Here is a 17,855-nt window from a genome sequence, read left to right on the forward strand (position 1 = left end):
GGCGCTAGGGTCGATGGATGGTCGCAGACGCAAGGCGCGCTCGCCTGGATATCGAGCACCTCGAACTGGCTCTCCAGGCCGCAGGCCTCGGGGAATTCCAGTACGATGTGCCCGGTGATTTCTATGTGATCAGCGAGCGCATGGCCGCCATCACCGGCGGCGAGGCCGGCTATCTGCCGGCCGAGGGCGGCAAGGCGCTGTGGCCGCGCATCCATCCCGATGACTTCGAAGAGACCCTTCGTCAGATCCGCGCCGGGTTCGACGCTCATGACCGCTACGAGATCGAGTGCCGCGCCGCGCCGCGCCCGGGCCAGCCTCAGGTCTGGCTGCGAGTCGTGGGCCAGAGGATTCGCGACCCCAGCGGTGAGGTCCAGGGGGTTATCGGCATTGTCGAGGACATCACGAGCCGCAAGATCGAGGAGGGTCAGCGCCAGGCCCTGATGGCCGAGATCGACCACCGGGTGAAGAATGTCCTGGCCACGGTCCAGGCGCTGGCGGTTCAGACGGCGCGACGGACCTCGTCGATGGGCAGCTTCCTGCAGGCCTTTTCGGGCCGGCTGAAGTCCATGGGGTCGGCCAATGAGCTGCTGACGGCGGCCCGGTGGCGCGGCGCGGCCATCGATCATCTGGCGGCCGCCGAGCTGGGGGGCCTGGCGCCGGGCCAGACGCGGTGGGAGGGGCCAGACCTGTTCCTCACGCCGCGGGCGGCCAACGCCCTGTCCCTGGCCTTCCACGAACTGGCCACCAACGCCCTGAAATATGGCGCCCTGTCGGTGGAGACCGGCCAGGTCCTGGTGTCCTGGAGGACGACGCCGAACGGCGGCTTCGTCCTCGACTGGACCGAGTCCGGCGGGCCGGTGGCCACGCAGCCGTTGCGGACTGGGTTCGGCGCCACGCTGCTCAGTCAGGTGACTGGGCGCGAGCTGAATGGGGCCACTTCGCTGGAGTTCCCGCCCACCGGCGCTCGGGCCAGATTCGAGGCGGGCCCAGCCGCCCTGGTGGCGCGTCCGGACAATGTGCCCGAGGCCCCGACCCGCCGCGCCGCCGAGACCGCCTCTGGACCGGCCGGCCCGGCGAATCTCGCCGGGGCCCGGGTCCTGATCGTCGAGGACGCAGCTCTGCTGGCCATGGAGCTGGAGACGGGCCTGTCGGAGGCCGGCGCCATCGTCATCGGGCCGGCCTATGAACTGGAGGAGGCCCTGGCGCTTCTGGACCAGAGGATCGACGCTGCGGTTCTCGACGCCAATCTCAACGGTCTTTCGGTCAGCCCGGTGGCCGATATCCTGGCTGAGCGCGGCGTGCCCTTCGTCTTCGCCACCGGCTATGGCGACGCCGGCGGCGCGCCGAGCGGCTTTGGGGCGCCGGTGATCCGCAAGCCCTATGACGTGACCCAGGTCACCGCGGCGGTGGCCGATTTGCTGCGAACCGGCGGCAAGGCTTAGATGACGCCCCGCGTTCGGAGATCGCTCAACTCCTGCGGCGACAGCCCAGCCAGGGCCTGCAGCACCTCATCGGTATGGGCGCCCAAGGGCGGTCCTGGCCAGCGCACCTGGCCCGGGGTCGCCGAGAGCTTGGGGAAGACGTTCTGCATCTTCACCTGGCCGAACACCGGGTGATCCAGGGTGACGATGGCCTCCCGGGCGGCGAAGTGCGGGTCGGTCAGCATGTCCGGCGCCCGATAGATGCGGCCGCAGGGCACGCCTTTTTCCTCCAGGCGCGCCTGGAGGTCGTCCAGGCTGTAGGTCGCCGTCCAGGCGCTGATCAGCGCGTCCAGCTCCCCCTGGCGCTCGCCGCGGGCGGCATGGGTGGCGAATCGGGGATCTTGCGCCAGGCCGGGCTGGCCCATGACCTCGCAGAGGCGGGCGAAGACCGTGTCGCCATTGCCGCCGATCAGGATCATCTCGTCGCCGGCGCAGGGATAGACATTGGACGGCGCGATCCCCGGCAGGACCGAGCCTGAGCGTTCCCGCGCATAGCCGGTGAGGTCGTATTCCGTGATCAGGTTCTCCATCACCGCCAGCACGCTCTCATAGAGGGCGGCGTCCACCACCTGGCCGCGGCCGGTGGCGTGCCGCGACTGCAGCGCCATCATCACCCCCATGGCCGCATGCATGGCCGCCAGGCTGTCGCCGATGGAGATGCCCGCCCGGGCCGGCGGGCGGTCTGGCTCGCCGGTGATATGGCGCAGGCCGCCCATGGCCTCGCCGATCAACCCATAGCCGGCCCGGTGCGACAGGGGGCCAGTCTGGCCGAAGCCCGAGACCCGGGCCATGATCAGTCCGGGGTTGGACGCCGAGAGCGCCTCATAGGACAGGCCCCACTTTTCCATGGCGCCGGGGCGAAAGTTCTCGATGACGATGTCGGCCGAGGCGATCAGGGTCCGGGCCAGGTCCTGGCCTTCGGGCTGGCGCAGGTCGAGGCCGACGGACTTCTTGTTGCGGCCGATGACGGGCCACCAGGGCGACTGGCCCTTGGGCAGGCTGCGGCCCCACTGGCGCATGGGATCGCCGGTGCGGGGATCCTCCAGCTTGATCACCTCGGCCCCGAAGTCGCCCAGGATCTGACCGCAGAAGGGGCCTGCGATCAGCGAGCCCATTTCGATGACCCGCAGGCCCGCCAAGGGCCCCTGCGCGGTTGTGTCAGCCATTGGGCTCTCCCCAGTTTCTTGGAACAGATCACGAGCGCGTGAGTTGTAGACCCGACGCATCGACAGGTGCGACGCCAGAATTTGTCAACGTCTCAGGAGTTCACATGACCCGCCACCTGCTTATCGCGGGCGCCGCGATCGCCGCCCTCTCGCTCGCCGCCTGCGGTCAGCCAGCTGACCGGTCCGCCACCGCCCCGGCCGAAAGCGTGACCCCCGACGCCAACCCCGCCGCCACCGTCCCGACCATGGCCGACGAAGCCTCGGCCCCTGACTTCGTCCGCCTGGCCGCCCAGAACGACATGCTGGAGATCCAGTCCTCGCAGATGGCCGTGGAGCGCGCCCAGAACGCCGAGGTCAAGGCCTTCGCCCAGATGATGGTCGACGCCCACACCAAGACCACGCGGGATCTGAAGACGGCCGTGGAAGCCACCGGCCAGCCGCTCACGCCCCCGACCACCGCCGACCAGGAGGTGACCGATGAACTCAACGATCTGCGTGAGACCGCGGCCGCTGACTTCGACAAGGCGTATATCGACCTGCAGGTGGAGACTCACCAGAAGGCGCTCAACCTGATGCAGCGTTATGCCGGCGATGGCGACATGCCGGGTCTGCAGGCCTTCGCCGCGGCCACCGCGCCGGCCATCCAGCAGCACCTGGACCAGGCCAAGGCGCTGCAGGACCGCCTGGCCAACGCCACCTAAGGCGCCCCGACCCAACGACCGATCGAGATCAGGCTCCCGCATCCCGCGGGAGCCTTTTCTTTGGCCGGTGGTGGGAGTACGGCCTTGACCATGACCGCATATGTCCTGGCTCCGCCCCCCGTCGTCGCCGTGCCTGTCCTTGGCGAGGACGGGCAGTTCCCGGTTCGCCGAATTCTCTGCGTGGGGCGCAACTACGCCGCCCACCGTCGGGAGATGGGCGGGGACGACCGCGATCCGCCGTTCTTCTTCGCCAAGCCGGCCGACGCCCTCGTGCGCCCGGGCGGCGACGTGGCCTATCCGTCGGCCACGGCCGACCTGCATCACGAGATCGAGCTGGTGGTGGCCCTGGGCGCCGGGGGCGCGGACGTGCCGGTGGACCAGGCGCTCGACCTCGTCTTCGGCTACGGCGTCGGCTTCGACCTGACCCGCCGTGACCTGCAGGCCGCCGCCAAGGACAAGGGCCACCCCTGGGACGCCTCCAAGGGCTTCGACCAGTCGGCGCCCATCTCGGCCATCCGCCGCTGGAGCGGCCCCGCGCCCCAGGGCCGCATCGCTGCGACGGTGAACGGACAGCCGCGACAGGACGCCCTGGTGTCCGACATGATCTGGAATGTCGCCGAGATCATCGCCCAGGCCTCGAAGCTGTGGGCGCTGGCGCCCGGCGACCTGATCTTCACCGGGACGCCTGAGGGCGTCGGTCCCCTCGCCCGCGGCGACCAGGTGGCGGGCGCCGTGGACGGCGTCGGCGAGCTCAGCTTCAGGGTGCTCTGACCATGGCGTTGACCCTCTACAGTTCCTGGCGGGCCACCGCGCCTTATCGGGTGCGCATCGCCCTGGCGCTCAAGGGGCTCGCCTACGACTATATCCCGGTCAACCTGCCCAAGGGCGAGCAGCGAACGGCGGCCTATCTGGCGCGCAATCCCCAGGGCCTGACCCCGATGCTGGTCGAGGGCGAGGCGACCATGACCCAGAGCCTGGCGCTGATGGAATGGCTGGAGGAGACCCACCCCTCGCCGCCCCTGCTGCCGCCCGATCCCGCCGGCCGCCAGGTGGTTCGCGCCATGGCCGGGATCATCGCCTGCGACATTCACCCGCTCAACAATCTGCGCATCCAGCAGCAACTGGCTGCTCTGGGAGTCGGCGAGGCCGACCGGCAGGCCTGGGTGGCGCGCTGGATGACCGAGGGTTTCGACGCCCTGGAGCCGATGATCGCCCGCCACGGCCAGGGCTTCGCCTATGGGGCCGAGCCCGGTCTGGCCGACTGCTGCCTCGTCCCCCAGGTCTATTCGGCCGACCGCTTCGGGGTGGACCTTTCGCCCTATCCGGCCATAAGGGCTGCGGCCGAACGGGGGCGGGCGCATCCCGCCTTCGCCACGGCCCACCCGGACCAGCAGCCCGACGCGCCTGCGCGGGGTTAGGCGCGCCTAAGCGACGTACAGGGAGGTTCTCACCGATGCTCGACCACCTGAAGGACAACAACCGGGCCTGGGCGCAGGGCAAGCTCGCGGTCGACCCCGGCTTCTTCCAGCGCCTCGTCGGCCAGCAGAGCCCCGAATATCTGTGGATCGGCTGCGCCGACAGCCGCGTGCCGGCCAATGAGATCGTCGGCCTCGATCCCGGCGAGCTGTTCGTCCACCGCAACGTGGCCAATCTCGCCCCGCCCCAGGACGCCAACTATCTGTCGGTGCTGCAGTTCGCCGTGGACGTGCTGAAGGTGAAGCACATCATGGTGGTCGGTCACTATGGCTGCGGGGGGGTGGTCGCCGCCATCGATGGCCAGCGCCGGGGGCTCGTCGACCATTGGCTGCATCCGATCCGCGAGGTCTACGCCGCCAACCGCGCCGAGCTCGAGGCCATGGACGAGCATGCCCGCCATGACCGCCTGTGCGAGCTGAACGTCATCCGGCAGGTGCGCAATGTGGCCTCCGACGTCTTCATCCGGGAAGCCTGGTTGCGGGACCAGCCGATCAGCATCCACGGCTGGGTCTATTCCCTGTCCAACGGCCTGGTGAACGACATGAACGTCACCTGCAGCGGACCCGAGGACCTGGCCCGGCTCTACTAGAGATTCTCAGCCGCCGCGGATACGCACCTGGGCGCGGGCGGCGCGGCCTTGCCCGTCGACCACATTGAGATCGTAGAAGCCCGGTCCCTCCGGCCGCCAGAGCACCTGGCCGCTCAAGGGATCGGGGCTGAGCGGCTGGCCGGCCACATACCAGTTCAGCTCCTCGCCACTGGCCGCCAGGACCAGGCCGCGGGAGCCGGGGCCATAGGCGTCCACCTGCACCACCGCCCCGTCGGGGGGAAAGATCAGGCGCGGGCCTTCGGTGGTCCGGGTCTGATCGTCCAGGGCGACCGGCGCGTTGCGGGGGGCGAGCGGCGGCGGGGCGGCGGGCGGGCTCTGCAGCAGGTCGGCGACCTCGAACAGCAAGGGCAGGGCGGCGTTGCGTCCGGTCAGGCCGGCCCGGGCGCCGCCATCGGCCCGGCCGCTCCAGACCACGATCACGTGGCCGCCGACGACGCCTGCGGCCACGGCGTCGCGAAAGCCGTAGGAGGTGCCGGTCTTGTAGGCCATCAGCGGCCGGCCTCGGCCCAGAGCCGCGGGGGTCACGCCGGCGGGCGGCGGGGTCTCCCGCAGGATGGCCAGGACCTCGTCGGCCGCCGTCTGGCTCACCAGCCGCACACCGCGCTGTTCTCGCCGATCGTGGGCTTCGGCCTCGGTCCAGGCCAGAGGCCGCGCCAGGCCCCCGTCGCCCAGGGCGCCATAGAGCACCGCCATATCCCGCAGGGACACGCCGACGCCGCCCAGCGCGATGGCCAGACCGGCGTCGCGGGTCTCGGATCTGGGCCGCCACAGGCGCACGCCAGCGGCCTCCAGCCGGGCCTCGAACGCCGCGGGACCCAGGCGGGCGAGGGTGTCGACGGCCGGCACGTTCAGGGAGTGGGTCAGGGCTTCCCGGGCGGTGACCTGATCGTGGAAGACCCGGTCGAAATTCTCCGGCTGGTAATCGGCATAGCGCCGCGGCGCATCGGCCATGCGGGTGTCGGGCGCCGCCAGCCCCTGTTCGAAGGCCATGGCGTAGATGAAGGGCTTCAGGGCCGAGCCGGGGGACCGCCGGGCCCGGGTCATGTCGATCCAGCCGCCGGCCCGGTCCAGCCCCGCCGACCCCACCGAAGCGCGCACCGCCCGGCCGTCCAGCGCCACGACCATCACCGCCGCGCTGGCCTCCGCCCCCTGGGCGCGGGCGGCGCGGGCCACCAGGGGTTCGAGCTGTGCCTGCAGGCCCGCATCCAAGGTGGAGACCACCGAGGCCTGATCGGCGCGAGCGGCCCGCGCCAGTTCGCCGGCCGCGTGCCAGGCGAGCGCCGGAAAGGGGGCGCGGCTAGGCATGGGCTCAGCGCCGGCCTCGGCGGCCTCCACCGGGCTCAGCACGCCGGCCCGCACCATCTTGCCCAGCACCTGGGCCCGCGCGCGGCGGGAGGCTTCGGGTCGTCGGTCGGGCCGCCGGGCCTCAGGGGACTGGGGCAGGGCGATCAGCAGGGCCTGCTGGCCAGGCGTCAGGGTCGAGGGCTCATGGCCGAAATAGGAGAGGCTGGCGGCCCGCACCCCCTCCAGATTGCCGCCATAGGGGGCCAGCGTCAGATAGAGGGCGAGGATCTCGCGCTTGGACAGGCGGGCCTCGATCTGCACCGCGCGAATCATCTCCACCAGCTTAGCCGGCACGGTGCGCGGCCGCGGCGTCAGCAACCGCGCGGTCTGCATGGTGAGCGTCGAGGCGCCGGAGCTGACTTCGCCTGTGATCGCCGCCGAACCCGCAGCGCGGACCACGGCCAAGGGATCGACCCCGGGATGGCGCCAGAAGCGGGCGTCCTCCACGGCGATCAGGCGCTCGACGAAGGTCTCATCGGTCCTCGTCAAATCGGCCCGGATACGCCAGCGGCCATCCTCCACCGGCAGGGCGCGCAGCCAGGCGCCGCGGCGGTCGAGCGCCACGGGCGAGGCCTGGGCGCCCCGCGACAGGTCCGGCGGCAGGGCGGCGTCCAGGGCCAGCCCAACCGCCTGCAGCCCCATGGCCACCAGCAGGCCCTGGGTCAGGCGACGGACCACAAGGGGCGAACTCGCCGCCCGCCTGGCCCTCGCCTTCAGGGACGCCAGACCTGTCACTGGCCGGGCGCGATCACCGTGCGGCCGACGCTGGTGCGGGCGTTGACCGCCGGACGGTACATGTCGTGGGCCTGGGCGCCAGGCAGCAGGAAGTCGCCGGGCGTCACCGCCCGGGCCACATAGGCGAAGGCGAAGTCCTCGCGGCCGGGCAGGTCCATGGCCGCGACGTAGCGATCATCGCGGGCCTCCTGCACATCGGCCGAGGACAGCTCGCCCAGGAAGCGGAACGGCCCGCTCTGGGCGTCGTCTGGGCCCAGCACCGTCTCGATCTCGAAGCCGGCGGGCAGGGGATCGTCAATCACCAGGGCCATGGACCGCGCCTGCTGGGCGCGCCCCGAGACGATGATGATCACCCGGTCGCCCTGGGTCAGGCTGGCAGGGTCCACCGGCCCGCCGGTGAAGCTGAGCATCCGCTTCTGCAGGGTCAGGCCGTTGCTGGCCGCCGAGGGCGCCGAGACGGGCGCGCCGGTGACGGTGACCGTCCGCCACACGGCGCCTTCGCCCGAATTGACGAAGCGGGAGTCCGCCAGCCGGCCCACCGCCCAGCGAGGACCGCCGGCGACGGCGGTCAGGGGGATGGCGCCGGACGCCTCGATGCTTATGGGCCCTGCGGCGCTCATCATCGCCTGGGCCGCCTGCAGCAGGCGGGCCTGTTCCTGGGTGTTGAGCGCCTCGGGGTCCTCGACGGCGTTTTCGAGGCGGCCCTGCAGGTCGCGGGCGATCTCGGGCTCCCCGGCCTCATAGGCCAGGGCGATCACCGCGGCGAGGTCGCGGAGCGGGCTCTGGTACCAGTCGGCCTCCTCGCGATAGCTGAGCGATCGCACCGCCTGGCGGAAGGCCGAGCGGGACCTTGCCTTGTCGCCCATCAGGGCCAGGCCCGCGCCCACATGGGCCTTGGCCAGCGGCGAGGCCTCGGACTTCATCTGGACATCGTGCCACCAGCGCAGCCGGGCCAGGTCGCCGCGGCCGCCCTTGGCCAGCACATAGAGGGCATAGGCCGACGCCCTTCGGCGCATGGACTCCGTGGCGGTCTGTGAGGCCTGGGGCGAGCCCGCCCACCAGGCGGGATATTCCAGCCGGTAGGAGACGCTGGCCCAACCCTCAGGGCGGGAGATCTGGCGCATGGCGCCGAGCGCCCGGTCGAGGGCGGAGGCGGGCACGAGGGCGCCGGCCTGCTGCGCCTCGATCAGGAAGTCGGTGGCATAGGCGCCGAGCCAGGCGTCGGCCTCCCCGTCGCCCACCCGCCAGAGGCCGAAGGCGCCATCCAGGGTCTGACGGTCCAGCAGACGGCTGACCGCCTGGTTGAGACCGGCGCTGGAGCGGCGAGCCTTGGGGTCCTGGGACACGTTGCTGGCGTAGAGCAGCGGATAGGCCGCCGACACCAGCTGCTCGGTGCAGCCATAGGGATAGCGCAGCAGGGACACCGCGATCGGCCCGGGATCGAAGCCGCGGAAGGGCGAATAGCTGACCTGCAGGGTCGCATCGCCCGCCGCCAGGCCGGCCAGCAGCTGCGGCGTCGGCGTGAACGCCGCGCCGGGCTGTTGCAGGGCCGTGGTGGTGCGGGTCTCGCGACCCCAGCCCAGGCGCGTCTGCAACGGATAGTCCCGTGTGCTGGAGAATCCGGGTCCGGTCACGGCCAGGCTCACCTTGCCGATACCTGCGACCCGCGGCGCTTCGAGGGGGACCCGTTCGGCCAGGCGCCGGCCGATGGCCAGCTCATAGGCCTTGCGGAAGGGGGCGAGAATGCCGCCCTCGCCGGTGAGCTGGGCGATGTACTCGCCGGCCCGGCCCTCGATATTGTGCAGCTCCAGGGTGGCGAAGGCGGTGTCGCCGGGCGCCAGGAAGCGGGGCAGGGCCAGTTCGGCCACCACCGGCTCGCGCACCACCAGGGGCTTGGAGGCCGAGCCGACGGCGTCGTCGGTCCAGGCCACGGCCATCAGCCTTAGCTCGCCGTTGAAGTCCGGCGCCGGCAACTGGATGGTCGCCTTGCCGTCCCGGCCGGTCTCCACGACCCCGGACCAGAGGGCCACGGTCTTGATCGGGGTGACGGTCAGCCCTTCGCCGCCGATCTCGTCGCCGCCGAAGTTCACATTGGCCGGCGCCCCGAGATTGGGGTCCAGCAGGCGGCCATAATCGTCACGATAATCGACGCCGAGCGCCCGCTTGCCGAAGTACCACTTGGCGGGGTCGGGACTGTCGAAGCGGGTGAGTTGCAGGATGCCTTCGTCGACAGCGGCCAGGGTGACGCGCACCCGCTGGCCAAGGCCTGCGCCGCGGACCGTGATCGGCACCGACAGGGCGTCGCGGGCGCCGGCCTTTTCCGCCGTGCCCAGGTCGACCTCGAGCTTGCGGCCCTTGGGGTCGAGGGGAACATAGACCAGACCCAGGGCCCGGCGGGGCTTGGGCGTCTGGACGGGATCGCGGGGCTGGACCACCGTGACCATCACATAGGCGCCGCCGCCCCAGCGGGCGTCGGTCTGGAACCGCACGGTTCCGCCATTCTCGCCCACGGTCAGGGTGCGGAAGTCGAGCACCCGGTCTGTGGCCACCGCCACCTGGACCTCGCCGGCATAGGGCGGCTTCAGCGTGATCTCGACGGTGTCGCCTTGCGCATAGGTCTTGTCGCCGGCGCTGACCCGGACGATGTCAGGCGCCTCGGCGTCCTGCGCCGGCGCGCCCCAGCCGGAGGTGAAGCGGATGACGCTGGCGGCGCCATCTGGCCCGGTCAGCTCGATGCGATAGTCCCCCCAGCCCAGGCGACGCGAAAGACGGGCCGGCTCGCCGGCGGCGACATTGACGCTGCCCTGGTCCACCAGGGCGTCGCGGCTCGTCCGGCGCCATTGCCAGCGGCCGTCCTGCTGGAACCAGTCATAGTCCCAGTTCTCCGACACCAGCCGCCAGGTGACCCCCGGGGCGGCGATGCGTTGACCGGCGGGATTGACGGCGATGAGGTCGAGGCTGACCGTCGGGTCGCGGCCGCCGGCGCCCTCGGCCTGATCGACCTTGACCCCCAGATAGGTCGAGCGGGGACGGATCTTCAGGTCCAGGGAGTCCCGCACCGGCCGGCCGCCCGGCTCGAAAACGCTCACCGTCGTGGCGGCCACCAGGGGCTGGGCGTTTTCGGCGGCCTGGGGCGGCAGGGTGATGATCGCCCGGCCCTCGCCGTCGGTGACCGTACGGCCAAGGTCGACGAACACCTCCTGGAAGGGTTCGCGCTGGTCGCCCCACTGATAGTCCTCGAAGGCGGGGAAGGGGTCGGGATCGACCCGCAGTCGCGCCTCGCCCTCGGCCTGCAGGCCAGAGCCCGGCGCGCCATAGAGGAAGCGTGCGTTGATATCGAGATTGCGGCTCTGGCCCACCGCCACAGGCGTCGCGGCCTGGCCGGTCACGGTGACGGCCAGGCGTTGGGGGGCGAAGTCCTCGACGGCGAAGGTCACCTCGCCGGCCGGGGTCTCCAGCCCTTCGATCTCAAGGGTGGCGCGCCAGCGCCCGCGGGGCGCGCTGCGGGGCAGGTCGATATTGGCGGCGGCCGATCCCAGGGGCGCGCCATCGAAGGCGTAGCGGCGGAATTCCACCCCAGACGGGCGACGCACCACGAGGGCGCCTTTGCGGTCCTTGACCGCCCGGGCCTCGCGGTCGCGCATCAGGGCGTTCAGATGGACGGTCTCGCCCGGGCGATAGACGCCGCGGTCGGTGTAGAGATAGGCGTCCACCACCGCGCCTGCGGTGCGGCCCGACGTGCTGACGGCGGCGGCCTCGATGCGCCCGCCGACCCCCAGGCGCGACAGGTCCGCCGGCGGGCGGTCCAGGTCGAGGACGGCCAGATCCCCCTGCGGCCCATAGGCCATGATCATCTTGGCCCGCAGGGCGCCGTCGCCCTTGGTCAGGGCGGCGTCGAAGCGGGCGCGGCCCTGACCGTCGGTGCGGGCCTCGGCCAGGTCCTCGCCATTGGCGGCCACCAGGGCCACGCGGATGCCCGACAGGGTGCGGGCGCTCTTCAGGGATCGCACGACCACATCGGTGGCCTCGGCCCCGGCATAGGCGCTGAGCGCCATGTCGGTGAAGACGATCCAGCGCCGGGCCTGGGCCGGGGGATTATTGTCGCTGTCGGCGAGGCTGCGGCCGCCCGAGGCGTCGCGGGCCTTGATCACATATCCGCCGGGCTTCATCTCGCGCAGGACGGCGCCCAGGGGGAAGACCGTGGTGGCCCGCTGGCCGGCCTCGCCCACGACGGCGACCTCGCCGGTCCAGACCTTCTGGCCCTCCTGGTCGGGGCTGTCGGAGCCCCAGTCATAGGCATACTCCCCCTCGGCGGTGGGGTCCGGCGCGCTGATCGAGGTGCGGACCAGGTTGCGGTCGGCCACGCGCCAGACCTCGATCGCCAGCCGGCTGACATTCACGGTCTCGATGCCGACGCCGTCGGAGTCCTCGCGCGGCAGGATGACCCCGTCGCCGGCGAAGCCCACGAAGGGCGGCTTTTCGCCGAAGGTGAAGTCGACATCGGCGTTGGCCGCCAGGGTCTCGCCGCCGCGGGCGGGCAGGCCCTTGAGCAGGGTCACCCGCCGATCATTGAAGCCCAGGCCTGCGACGCAGAGCTCGGAGCCTTCCACGGCGATGGCCGGCGTTTCGCCCAGGTCGGGGGAGACCAGGACGTAGTCGCCATAGGAGGCCTCGGGATCCAGCGGGCGGCTCATCTCCACGCAGGCCCGGGGCTGGGCGCCGCTGGTGTCGATGCGGGTGCGCCAGACGGCGAAGCCCTCGGGCATGGGAACGCCGCGACGGGGGGCGTCGGCGGCGCGGGGGCGGCCAAACAGCGACCAGCCGCCGGGAACCACCTCGCCGCCGGCCACGACGGTGCGGGGAATACTCAGGATGTCCACGCCCTTGGCGGTGAGGAAGCCGCCGCCGAAGGCTGCGACGATCAGAGCCGCGGCGACCACCGCCGGCGCCCGGCCGTGCGACATGCGGTCCCTGACCCTGCGCCACCAGGGGGCCTTGGGCGGGGCGCCCCCGGCGGCTTCAGGGGCGTTTTCAGGGGAGGACGGCGGGGTGACGGCCTCGTCTGGCCTCTCGTCGCTCGGCGTCATCAGCTTCCCCCCGGCATGGCTTTAGACAGCCGGTCTAGAGGAGACCGAGGCCGGGGTCACCGTCAATCACCCCCCGGGTGAGGCTCAGCCCAGGGCCAGGGTGAGGGACTTCACCTGCAGATAGTCGTCCACCCCATAGGTCGAGCCCTCGCGGCCATAGCCCGACTGCTTGACGCCCCCGAAGGGGTTTGCGGCGTTGGAGATCACGCCGGTGTTCACCCCGATGATGCCGGCCTCCAGGGCCCGTCCGGCCCGCATGGCGCGGTCCAGGTCTCGGGTGAACAGATAGGCCGCCAGGCCGAATTCCGAGGCGTTGGCCCGCGACAGCGCCTCCTCCTCGGTCAGGAAGCCGAAGACCGGCGCCACGGGGCCGAAGGTCTCCTCGGCGGCGAACAGGCGATCGTCGCCGCCGGCCAGGACGGTGGGCTGGAAGAACCGGCCACCCAGCCTGTGGCGGCCGCCGCCGGTCAGCACCCGCCCGCCGCTGGCCTTGGTGCGGGCGATGTGACCCTCGACCTTGTCCAGACCCTTGGCGCTGATCAGCGGACCGATCTCGACGCCGTCCTCGAAGGGCTTGCCGACCTTCAGACCGGCCACCCGGGCGGTGAAACGCTCGAGGAAGGCCTCCTGCACGGCCTGATGCACATAGAGGCGGTTGGGGCAGACGCAGGTCTGGCCGGCGGCCCGGAACTTGGCGGCGATGGCGCCCTCCACCGCGGCGTCCAGGTCGGCGTCCTCGAAGACGATGAGGGGCGCGGCGCCGCCCAGCTCCATCGACAGGCGCTTCAGGGTCGGCGCGCAGTCGGCGGCCAGCTGGCGGCCGACCTCGGTGGAGCCGGTGAAGGAGAGTTTGCGGATCAGCTTCGAGCCCGTCAGCCGTGCGCCCACCTGGCTGTTGGCGCCGGTGACCACCGAGAAAACGCCTTCGGGGACCCCGGCCTCCAGGGCGAGCCTGCCCAGGGCGAGCGCCGTAAACGGAGTGGCCGAGGCCGGCTTCAGCACCACCGTGCACCCGGCGCAGAAGGCCGCGGCCACCTTGCGGGTGATCATGGCGGCAGGGAAGTTCCAGGGCGTGATCGCCGCCACCGGACCCACGGGCTCGCGGAAGGCCAGGATCAGGTCGTCGTCCTTGGCGCTCTCGATGGCGCGGCCGTCCATCCGTTCGGCCATGCCGGCGAACCAGGTGATGAAGGAATTGGCGTAGCGGACCTCGCCCAGGGCCTCCTTCCAGGGCTTGCCGTTTTCAAGCGAGATCAGGGCGGCGAGGCCGTGCTCATTGGCCGTGACGAGACCGGCCCAGCGGCTGAGGATTTCGCCCCGGGCCTTGCCCTTGCGGGCGGCCCAGTCAGGGAAGGCTCGGGCGGCGGCCGCGATCGCCGTCTCCACCTCTTCACCCGACAGGCTGGGGACCTGGCCCAGGCGCGTCTCTTCGGAGGGGTCCTCCACGACGATGGGTTCACCAGAGCCGGAGATCCAGCGGCCGTCCACCAGGGCCTGCTCGATGATGAGGGCGGCGCCCAGCTTGGCCAGCGCCTGGGGGGATGTCTGTTCGGACATGACGGTCTCCTGGATCGGGGAATACGCCTTCTTCAAACGCACGAAGGCCGGCGGGGGGCCGGCGGCTTGACGCCGCCGCCGGCCAGGGTTTGCATCGGCGCCAATCGGCGCGCTGCGTCGCGCCCATGGCAAGGACGTCTCTTCGCATGAAAACCCAACTTCTGGCCGCCACGGCGGTGGCCCTGATCGGGCTTGGCCCGCTCGGCGCGGCCCAGGCTCAGCCCTCGGCCCAGAAACCCACGCCGGCCCAGGCCAAGGCCTTCATTGATGAGGCCGAGGCCAGGCTGGAGGCGCTCAGCCTCTATGTCGCCAAGTCCGCCTGGGTGCGGGCCACCTACATCACCGAGGACACCCAGTGGCTCGAGGCCAAGGCGGTGGGCGAGGAAAAGGAGCTGGCCACCCAGCTCGCCATGCAGGCGGCCCGGTATGACGGGGTCCAGGTCGATCCGGTCACGGCGCGCAAGCTGAAGCTGCTCAAGCTCTATCTGACCTTGCCGGCGCCGGATCGGGCCGGGGCGGCGGCCGAGCTGGCCCGCCTGGAATCCCGCCTGGACTCCGCCTATTCCACCGGCAAGTTCAGCCATAAGGGCGCGCCGATCACCCTCAACGACGCCGAGGAGATCATGCGGGAGTCCCGCGATCCGGCCGAGCTGAAGGCGGTCTGGGAGGGCTGGCGCACGGTGTCGCCGCCCATGCGGGACGACTATGCGCAGCTGGTGGCCCTGGCCAATGAGGGGTCGGAAGGCCTGGGCTACAAGGACGCCGGCGCCCTGTGGCGCGACAAGTACGACATGGATCCCGACGCCTTCGCCGGCGAGGCCGACCGCCTCTGGAGCCAAGTCGAGCCCTTCTACAAGAACCTGCACTGCTATGTGCGCGCCCGGCTGAATGATCGCTATGGCGACGCCGTCCAGCCCCGCACCGGCCCGATCCGAGCCGACCTGACCGGCAATATGTGGGCCCAGAGCTGGGGCAATATCTATGACGTGGTCGCGCCGGCCGAGGTCCGCTCCAGCTATGACCTGGACGACCTGCTGGTGAAGGCGGGCTATGACCCGACCCGGATGGTGAAGACCGGCGAGGCCTTCTACTCCTCGCTCGGCCTGGCGCCGCTGCCGCAGACCTTCTGGGAACGGTCGATGATCACCAGGCCCGAGGATCGCGAGGTGGTGTGCCACGCCTCGGCCTGGAACCTGGACGGCAAGGACGACATCCGGATCAAGATGTGCACCCTGGTGAATGGCGAGGACTTCTTCACTGTTCACCATGAACTGGGCCACAACTATTACCAGCGGGCCTATGCCGATCAGCCCTATCTGTTCAAGGGCGGGGCCAATGACGGCTTCCACGAGGCGATCGGCGATTTCGCCGCGCTCTCCGCCCTGACGCCGACCTATCTGCAGCAGATCGGCCTTCTGGAGACCGCACCTGGCGAGGCGGAGGATATTCCGTTCCTGCTCAAGACCGCCCTGGACAAGATCGCCTTCCTGCCGTTCGGCCTGATGGTCGACAAGTGGCGCTGGCAGGTGTTCGCGGGCGAGGTCACGCCACAGACCTACAACGAGGCCTGGTGGGCGCTGCGCACTCAGTACCAGGGGATCACCCCGCCCGGCCCGCGGCCGGCTGAGGCCTTTGATCCGGGGGCTAAGTACCACATCCCCGGAAACACCCCGTACATGCGCTACTTCCTGGCCCACATCTATCAGTTCCAGTTCCATCAGGCCGCCTGCGCCCAGGCCGGCTGGCAGGGGCCGCTGCATCGCTGCTCGGTCTATGACCAGGCCGAGATGGGGGCGAAGTTCAACGCCATGATGGAGATGGGCCAGTCCAGGCCCTGGCCGGATGCGCTGGAAGCCTTTACCGGCCAGCGGCAGACCGACGCCAGCGCCGTGGCGGCCTATTTCGCCCCGCTGAACACCTGGCTGACGGCGCAGAACCAGGGCGAACAGTGCGGCTGGTGAGAACCCCGTCGCATCCCCTCTGAAGGCGCCCGCCGCCCAGGTCGCAAGCCCTGGGCGGTCGTCCTTCGTTTACCGTCTTCTGCGGGGGGTTCGTTTACCCTGACGCTTCATCATGCCTGCTCGACACCCACAGAGAACCGAGCGGGGCGCAGACGTGCGAACCTCTATCCTCAAGGGCCTGACCGCCCGCCTGAAATCTGGAGCCCGCGACGAGAGCGGGGCTGCGGCGATTATTTTCGCCGTGGCGCTGGTCCTGTTGGCGCCTCTGACGCTCGGCGTCTTCGACCTCTATATCGCCGCCAACCAGAAGCAGAAGCTGCAGGACGCCTTGGACGCCGCAGCCCTCTATGCGGCGCGCTCCTCGGCCCAGACCCAGAAAGAGATCAACGAGATCGGCCAGCGGGCCCTGCAGGCCAATCTTTCCGCCTTCCCGGGCTCGGCCCTGGTCACCTCCAGCTTCGTGCTCGACGGCCCGAAGGTCGTCGGATCGGCCGAGATGACCCCGATGGCCGTGTCCGCAGGCTTTTTCCAGCACGCCAACGTCAAGGCCGGGGCCGAGGTCCTGCGGGCCATGGACCGGCTGGAAGTGGCCCTGGTGCTGGACAATACCGGCTCCATGGCCGGCACCAAGCTCTCGACCCTGAAGACCGCCGCCAAGAATCTGGTGGACAAGCTCGAGGCCGCCGGTTCGCGCAGCACGGCCGCAGATCCCATCCAGATCTCCCTGGTGCCGTTCTCCAGCACCGTGCGGATCTATGAGAATGTCAGCGTCACTAACTACAACACCTCGACGCGCACCGGGCCAGGCATCCCCAACTGGGTGGACAGCCGCGCGCGGGGCCACGGCGCCGCTGGCGTGGATATCTTCACCACCATCAATACCGACCGCTTCGCCGTCCTGAAGTCGATGAAGGGCAATCAGGTCTGGGGCGGCTGCGTGGAGAGCCGGCGCCCGCCCTTCGATATCCAGGACACAGCGCCCTATTCGGCCAAGGTCGACAGCTATTTCGTGCCCTACTTCGCGCCAGACGAACCGGATGACAGCGGAAGCTGGTGGTCGGTGACGCGCTACTACAACAACTACATTCCAGACAAATCCACCGGCGTTTTCAAGGAGCGGCAGGGCAATGTCGCCAAGTACAAGGACGCGACCCCTAGTAACGGCGGCCCGAACCGAGATTGCGACCTTGAGCCCCTCACGCGCCTGACGACCGATATGCCCAAGCTGAAGTCGGCCATCGACGACATGAAGGCGGTGGGGAACACCAACATCCCCATGGGCCTCGTCTGGGGCTGGCACACCCTGTCGCCCAATGCGCCGTTCTCGGACGGTGCGGCCTATGGGACCAAGAACCACCGGAAGATCATCATCCTGATGACCGACGGCGACAACGTCGCCAGCACGGGCAATTACGACAACGATTCCCAGTACAGCGGCATCGGCTACATCTGGCAGAACCTGCTTGGGATCACGTCGGGCTCAAGCAGCGCGCGAACCAATGCGATGAACGGCCGCCTGAAGCTGCTGTGCGAAAACATCAAGGCCAAGGACATCGTGCTCTATACGGTGCGGGTCGAGGTGAAGACCGGCTCCAGCGAGCTTTTGAAGACCTGCGCCACCGACTCCGAAAAGTTCTTCGACGTCCAGAACGTGTCCCAGCTGGGCGCGGCCTTCGACGCCATCGCCGGCTCCATCGACAATCTGCGGCTCACCAAATAGAGGCGCAGGCGACGGCG

The 17,855-nt window shown here is 70.3% G+C and carries 11 protein-coding genes; 7 read left to right on the top strand and 4 right to left on the bottom strand.

Features of this window, described 5'->3' with window-relative positions:
* The first annotated feature begins 17 nt into the window (after positions 1-17).
* Complete coding sequence (locus Q7S93_RS15495) at positions 18-1,442, top strand: HWE histidine kinase domain-containing protein (protein ID WP_304714844.1); 1,425 nt, start codon at positions 18-20, stop codon at positions 1,440-1,442.
* Here Q7S93_RS15495 and Q7S93_RS15500 read toward each other — a convergent pair.
* Positions 1,439-2,647 (bottom strand): CaiB/BaiF CoA transferase family protein, encoded by a 1,209-nt coding sequence (locus Q7S93_RS15500; protein ID WP_304714845.1) that lies wholly within the window; start codon positions 2,645-2,647, stop codon positions 1,439-1,441. The genes Q7S93_RS15495 and Q7S93_RS15500 overlap by 4 nt on opposite strands.
* A 104-nt stretch (positions 2,648-2,751) precedes the next feature.
* Here Q7S93_RS15500 and Q7S93_RS15505 point away from each other — a divergent pair, with 104 nt between their 5' ends.
* The 4 genes from Q7S93_RS15505 to Q7S93_RS15520 all read left to right on the top strand — a co-directional run bounded on the left by Q7S93_RS15505 (position 2,752) and on the right by Q7S93_RS15520 (position 5,413).
* Positions 2,752-3,348 carry a DUF4142 domain-containing protein gene (locus Q7S93_RS15505; RefSeq protein ID WP_304714846.1) on the top strand — a complete coding sequence of 199 codons (597 nt, stop codon included), beginning with the start codon at positions 2,752-2,754 and terminating at the stop codon, positions 3,346-3,348.
* 90 nt (positions 3,349-3,438) lie between these two features.
* Positions 3,439-4,119 carry a fumarylacetoacetate hydrolase family protein gene (locus Q7S93_RS15510; protein WP_304714866.1) on the top strand — a complete coding sequence of 227 codons (681 nt, stop codon included), beginning with the start codon at positions 3,439-3,441 and terminating at the stop codon, positions 4,117-4,119.
* Between the two features lie 2 nt (positions 4,120-4,121).
* The gene (maiA, locus tag Q7S93_RS15515; protein WP_304714848.1) at positions 4,122-4,766 is read left to right on the top strand and encodes a maleylacetoacetate isomerase; all 645 of its coding nucleotides are present in this window, start codon (positions 4,122-4,124) and stop codon (positions 4,764-4,766) included.
* A 35-nt stretch (positions 4,767-4,801) separates the two neighbouring features.
* Positions 4,802-5,413 carry a carbonic anhydrase gene (locus Q7S93_RS15520; protein WP_304714849.1) on the top strand — a complete coding sequence of 204 codons (612 nt, stop codon included), beginning with the start codon at positions 4,802-4,804 and terminating at the stop codon, positions 5,411-5,413.
* 6 nt (positions 5,414-5,419) lie between these two features.
* On the opposite strand, the gene pbpC is transcribed toward Q7S93_RS15520, so the two are convergent.
* The 3 genes from pbpC to Q7S93_RS15535 form a co-directional block, all read right to left on the bottom strand.
* Positions 5,420-7,420, bottom strand: a complete 2,001-nt coding sequence (gene pbpC, locus Q7S93_RS15525; protein WP_304714868.1) for a penicillin-binding protein 1C — start codon at positions 7,418-7,420, stop codon at positions 5,420-5,422.
* A gap of 89 nt (positions 7,421-7,509) precedes the next feature.
* Complete coding sequence (locus Q7S93_RS15530) at positions 7,510-12,600, bottom strand: alpha-2-macroglobulin family protein (protein WP_370652181.1); 5,091 nt, start codon at positions 12,598-12,600, stop codon at positions 7,510-7,512.
* 84 nt (positions 12,601-12,684) lie between these two features.
* On the bottom strand, positions 12,685-14,157 hold the full coding sequence (locus Q7S93_RS15535; protein ID WP_304714850.1) for an NAD-dependent succinate-semialdehyde dehydrogenase: 1,473 nt from the start codon (positions 14,155-14,157) through the stop codon (positions 12,685-12,687).
* A gap of 146 nt (positions 14,158-14,303) precedes the next feature.
* Here Q7S93_RS15535 and Q7S93_RS15540 point away from each other — a divergent pair, with 146 nt between their 5' ends.
* Positions 14,304-16,118 (top strand): M2 family metallopeptidase, encoded by a 1,815-nt coding sequence (locus Q7S93_RS15540; protein WP_304714851.1) that lies wholly within the window; start codon positions 14,304-14,306, stop codon positions 16,116-16,118.
* 154 nt (positions 16,119-16,272) lie between these two features.
* Entirely contained in the window at positions 16,273-17,838 is a 1,566-nt protein-coding gene (locus tag Q7S93_RS15545) for a TadE/TadG family type IV pilus assembly protein (protein ID WP_304714852.1), read from the top strand.
* The last annotated feature ends 17 nt before the right edge of the window (positions 17,839-17,855 follow it).

This window comes from Phenylobacterium sp., from assembly GCF_030646615.1.
In the GTDB taxonomy this organism is placed as follows: domain Bacteria; phylum Pseudomonadota; class Alphaproteobacteria; order Caulobacterales; family Caulobacteraceae; genus Phenylobacterium.

Coding starts and splice junctions, on each gene's coding strand:
- Q7S93_RS15495 (WP_304714844.1), top strand. CDS start 18: ATGGTCGCAGACGCAAGGCGCGCTCGCCTGGATATCGAGCACCTCGAA.
- Q7S93_RS15500 (WP_304714845.1), bottom strand. CDS start 2,647: ATGGCTGACACAACCGCGCAGGGGCCCTTGGCGGGCCTGCGGGTCATC.
- Q7S93_RS15505 (WP_304714846.1), top strand. CDS start 2,752: ATGACCCGCCACCTGCTTATCGCGGGCGCCGCGATCGCCGCCCTCTCG.
- Q7S93_RS15510 (WP_304714866.1), top strand. CDS start 3,439: ATGACCGCATATGTCCTGGCTCCGCCCCCCGTCGTCGCCGTGCCTGTC.
- maiA (WP_304714848.1), top strand. CDS start 4,122: ATGGCGTTGACCCTCTACAGTTCCTGGCGGGCCACCGCGCCTTATCGG.
- Q7S93_RS15520 (WP_304714849.1), top strand. CDS start 4,802: ATGCTCGACCACCTGAAGGACAACAACCGGGCCTGGGCGCAGGGCAAG.
- pbpC (WP_304714868.1), bottom strand. CDS start 7,420: ATGGGGCTGCAGGCGGTTGGGCTGGCCCTGGACGCCGCCCTGCCGCCG.
- Q7S93_RS15530 (WP_370652181.1), bottom strand. CDS start 12,600: ATGACGCCGAGCGACGAGAGGCCAGACGAGGCCGTCACCCCGCCGTCC.
- Q7S93_RS15535 (WP_304714850.1), bottom strand. CDS start 14,157: ATGTCCGAACAGACATCCCCCCAGGCGCTGGCCAAGCTGGGCGCCGCC.
- Q7S93_RS15540 (WP_304714851.1), top strand. CDS start 14,304: ATGAAAACCCAACTTCTGGCCGCCACGGCGGTGGCCCTGATCGGGCTT.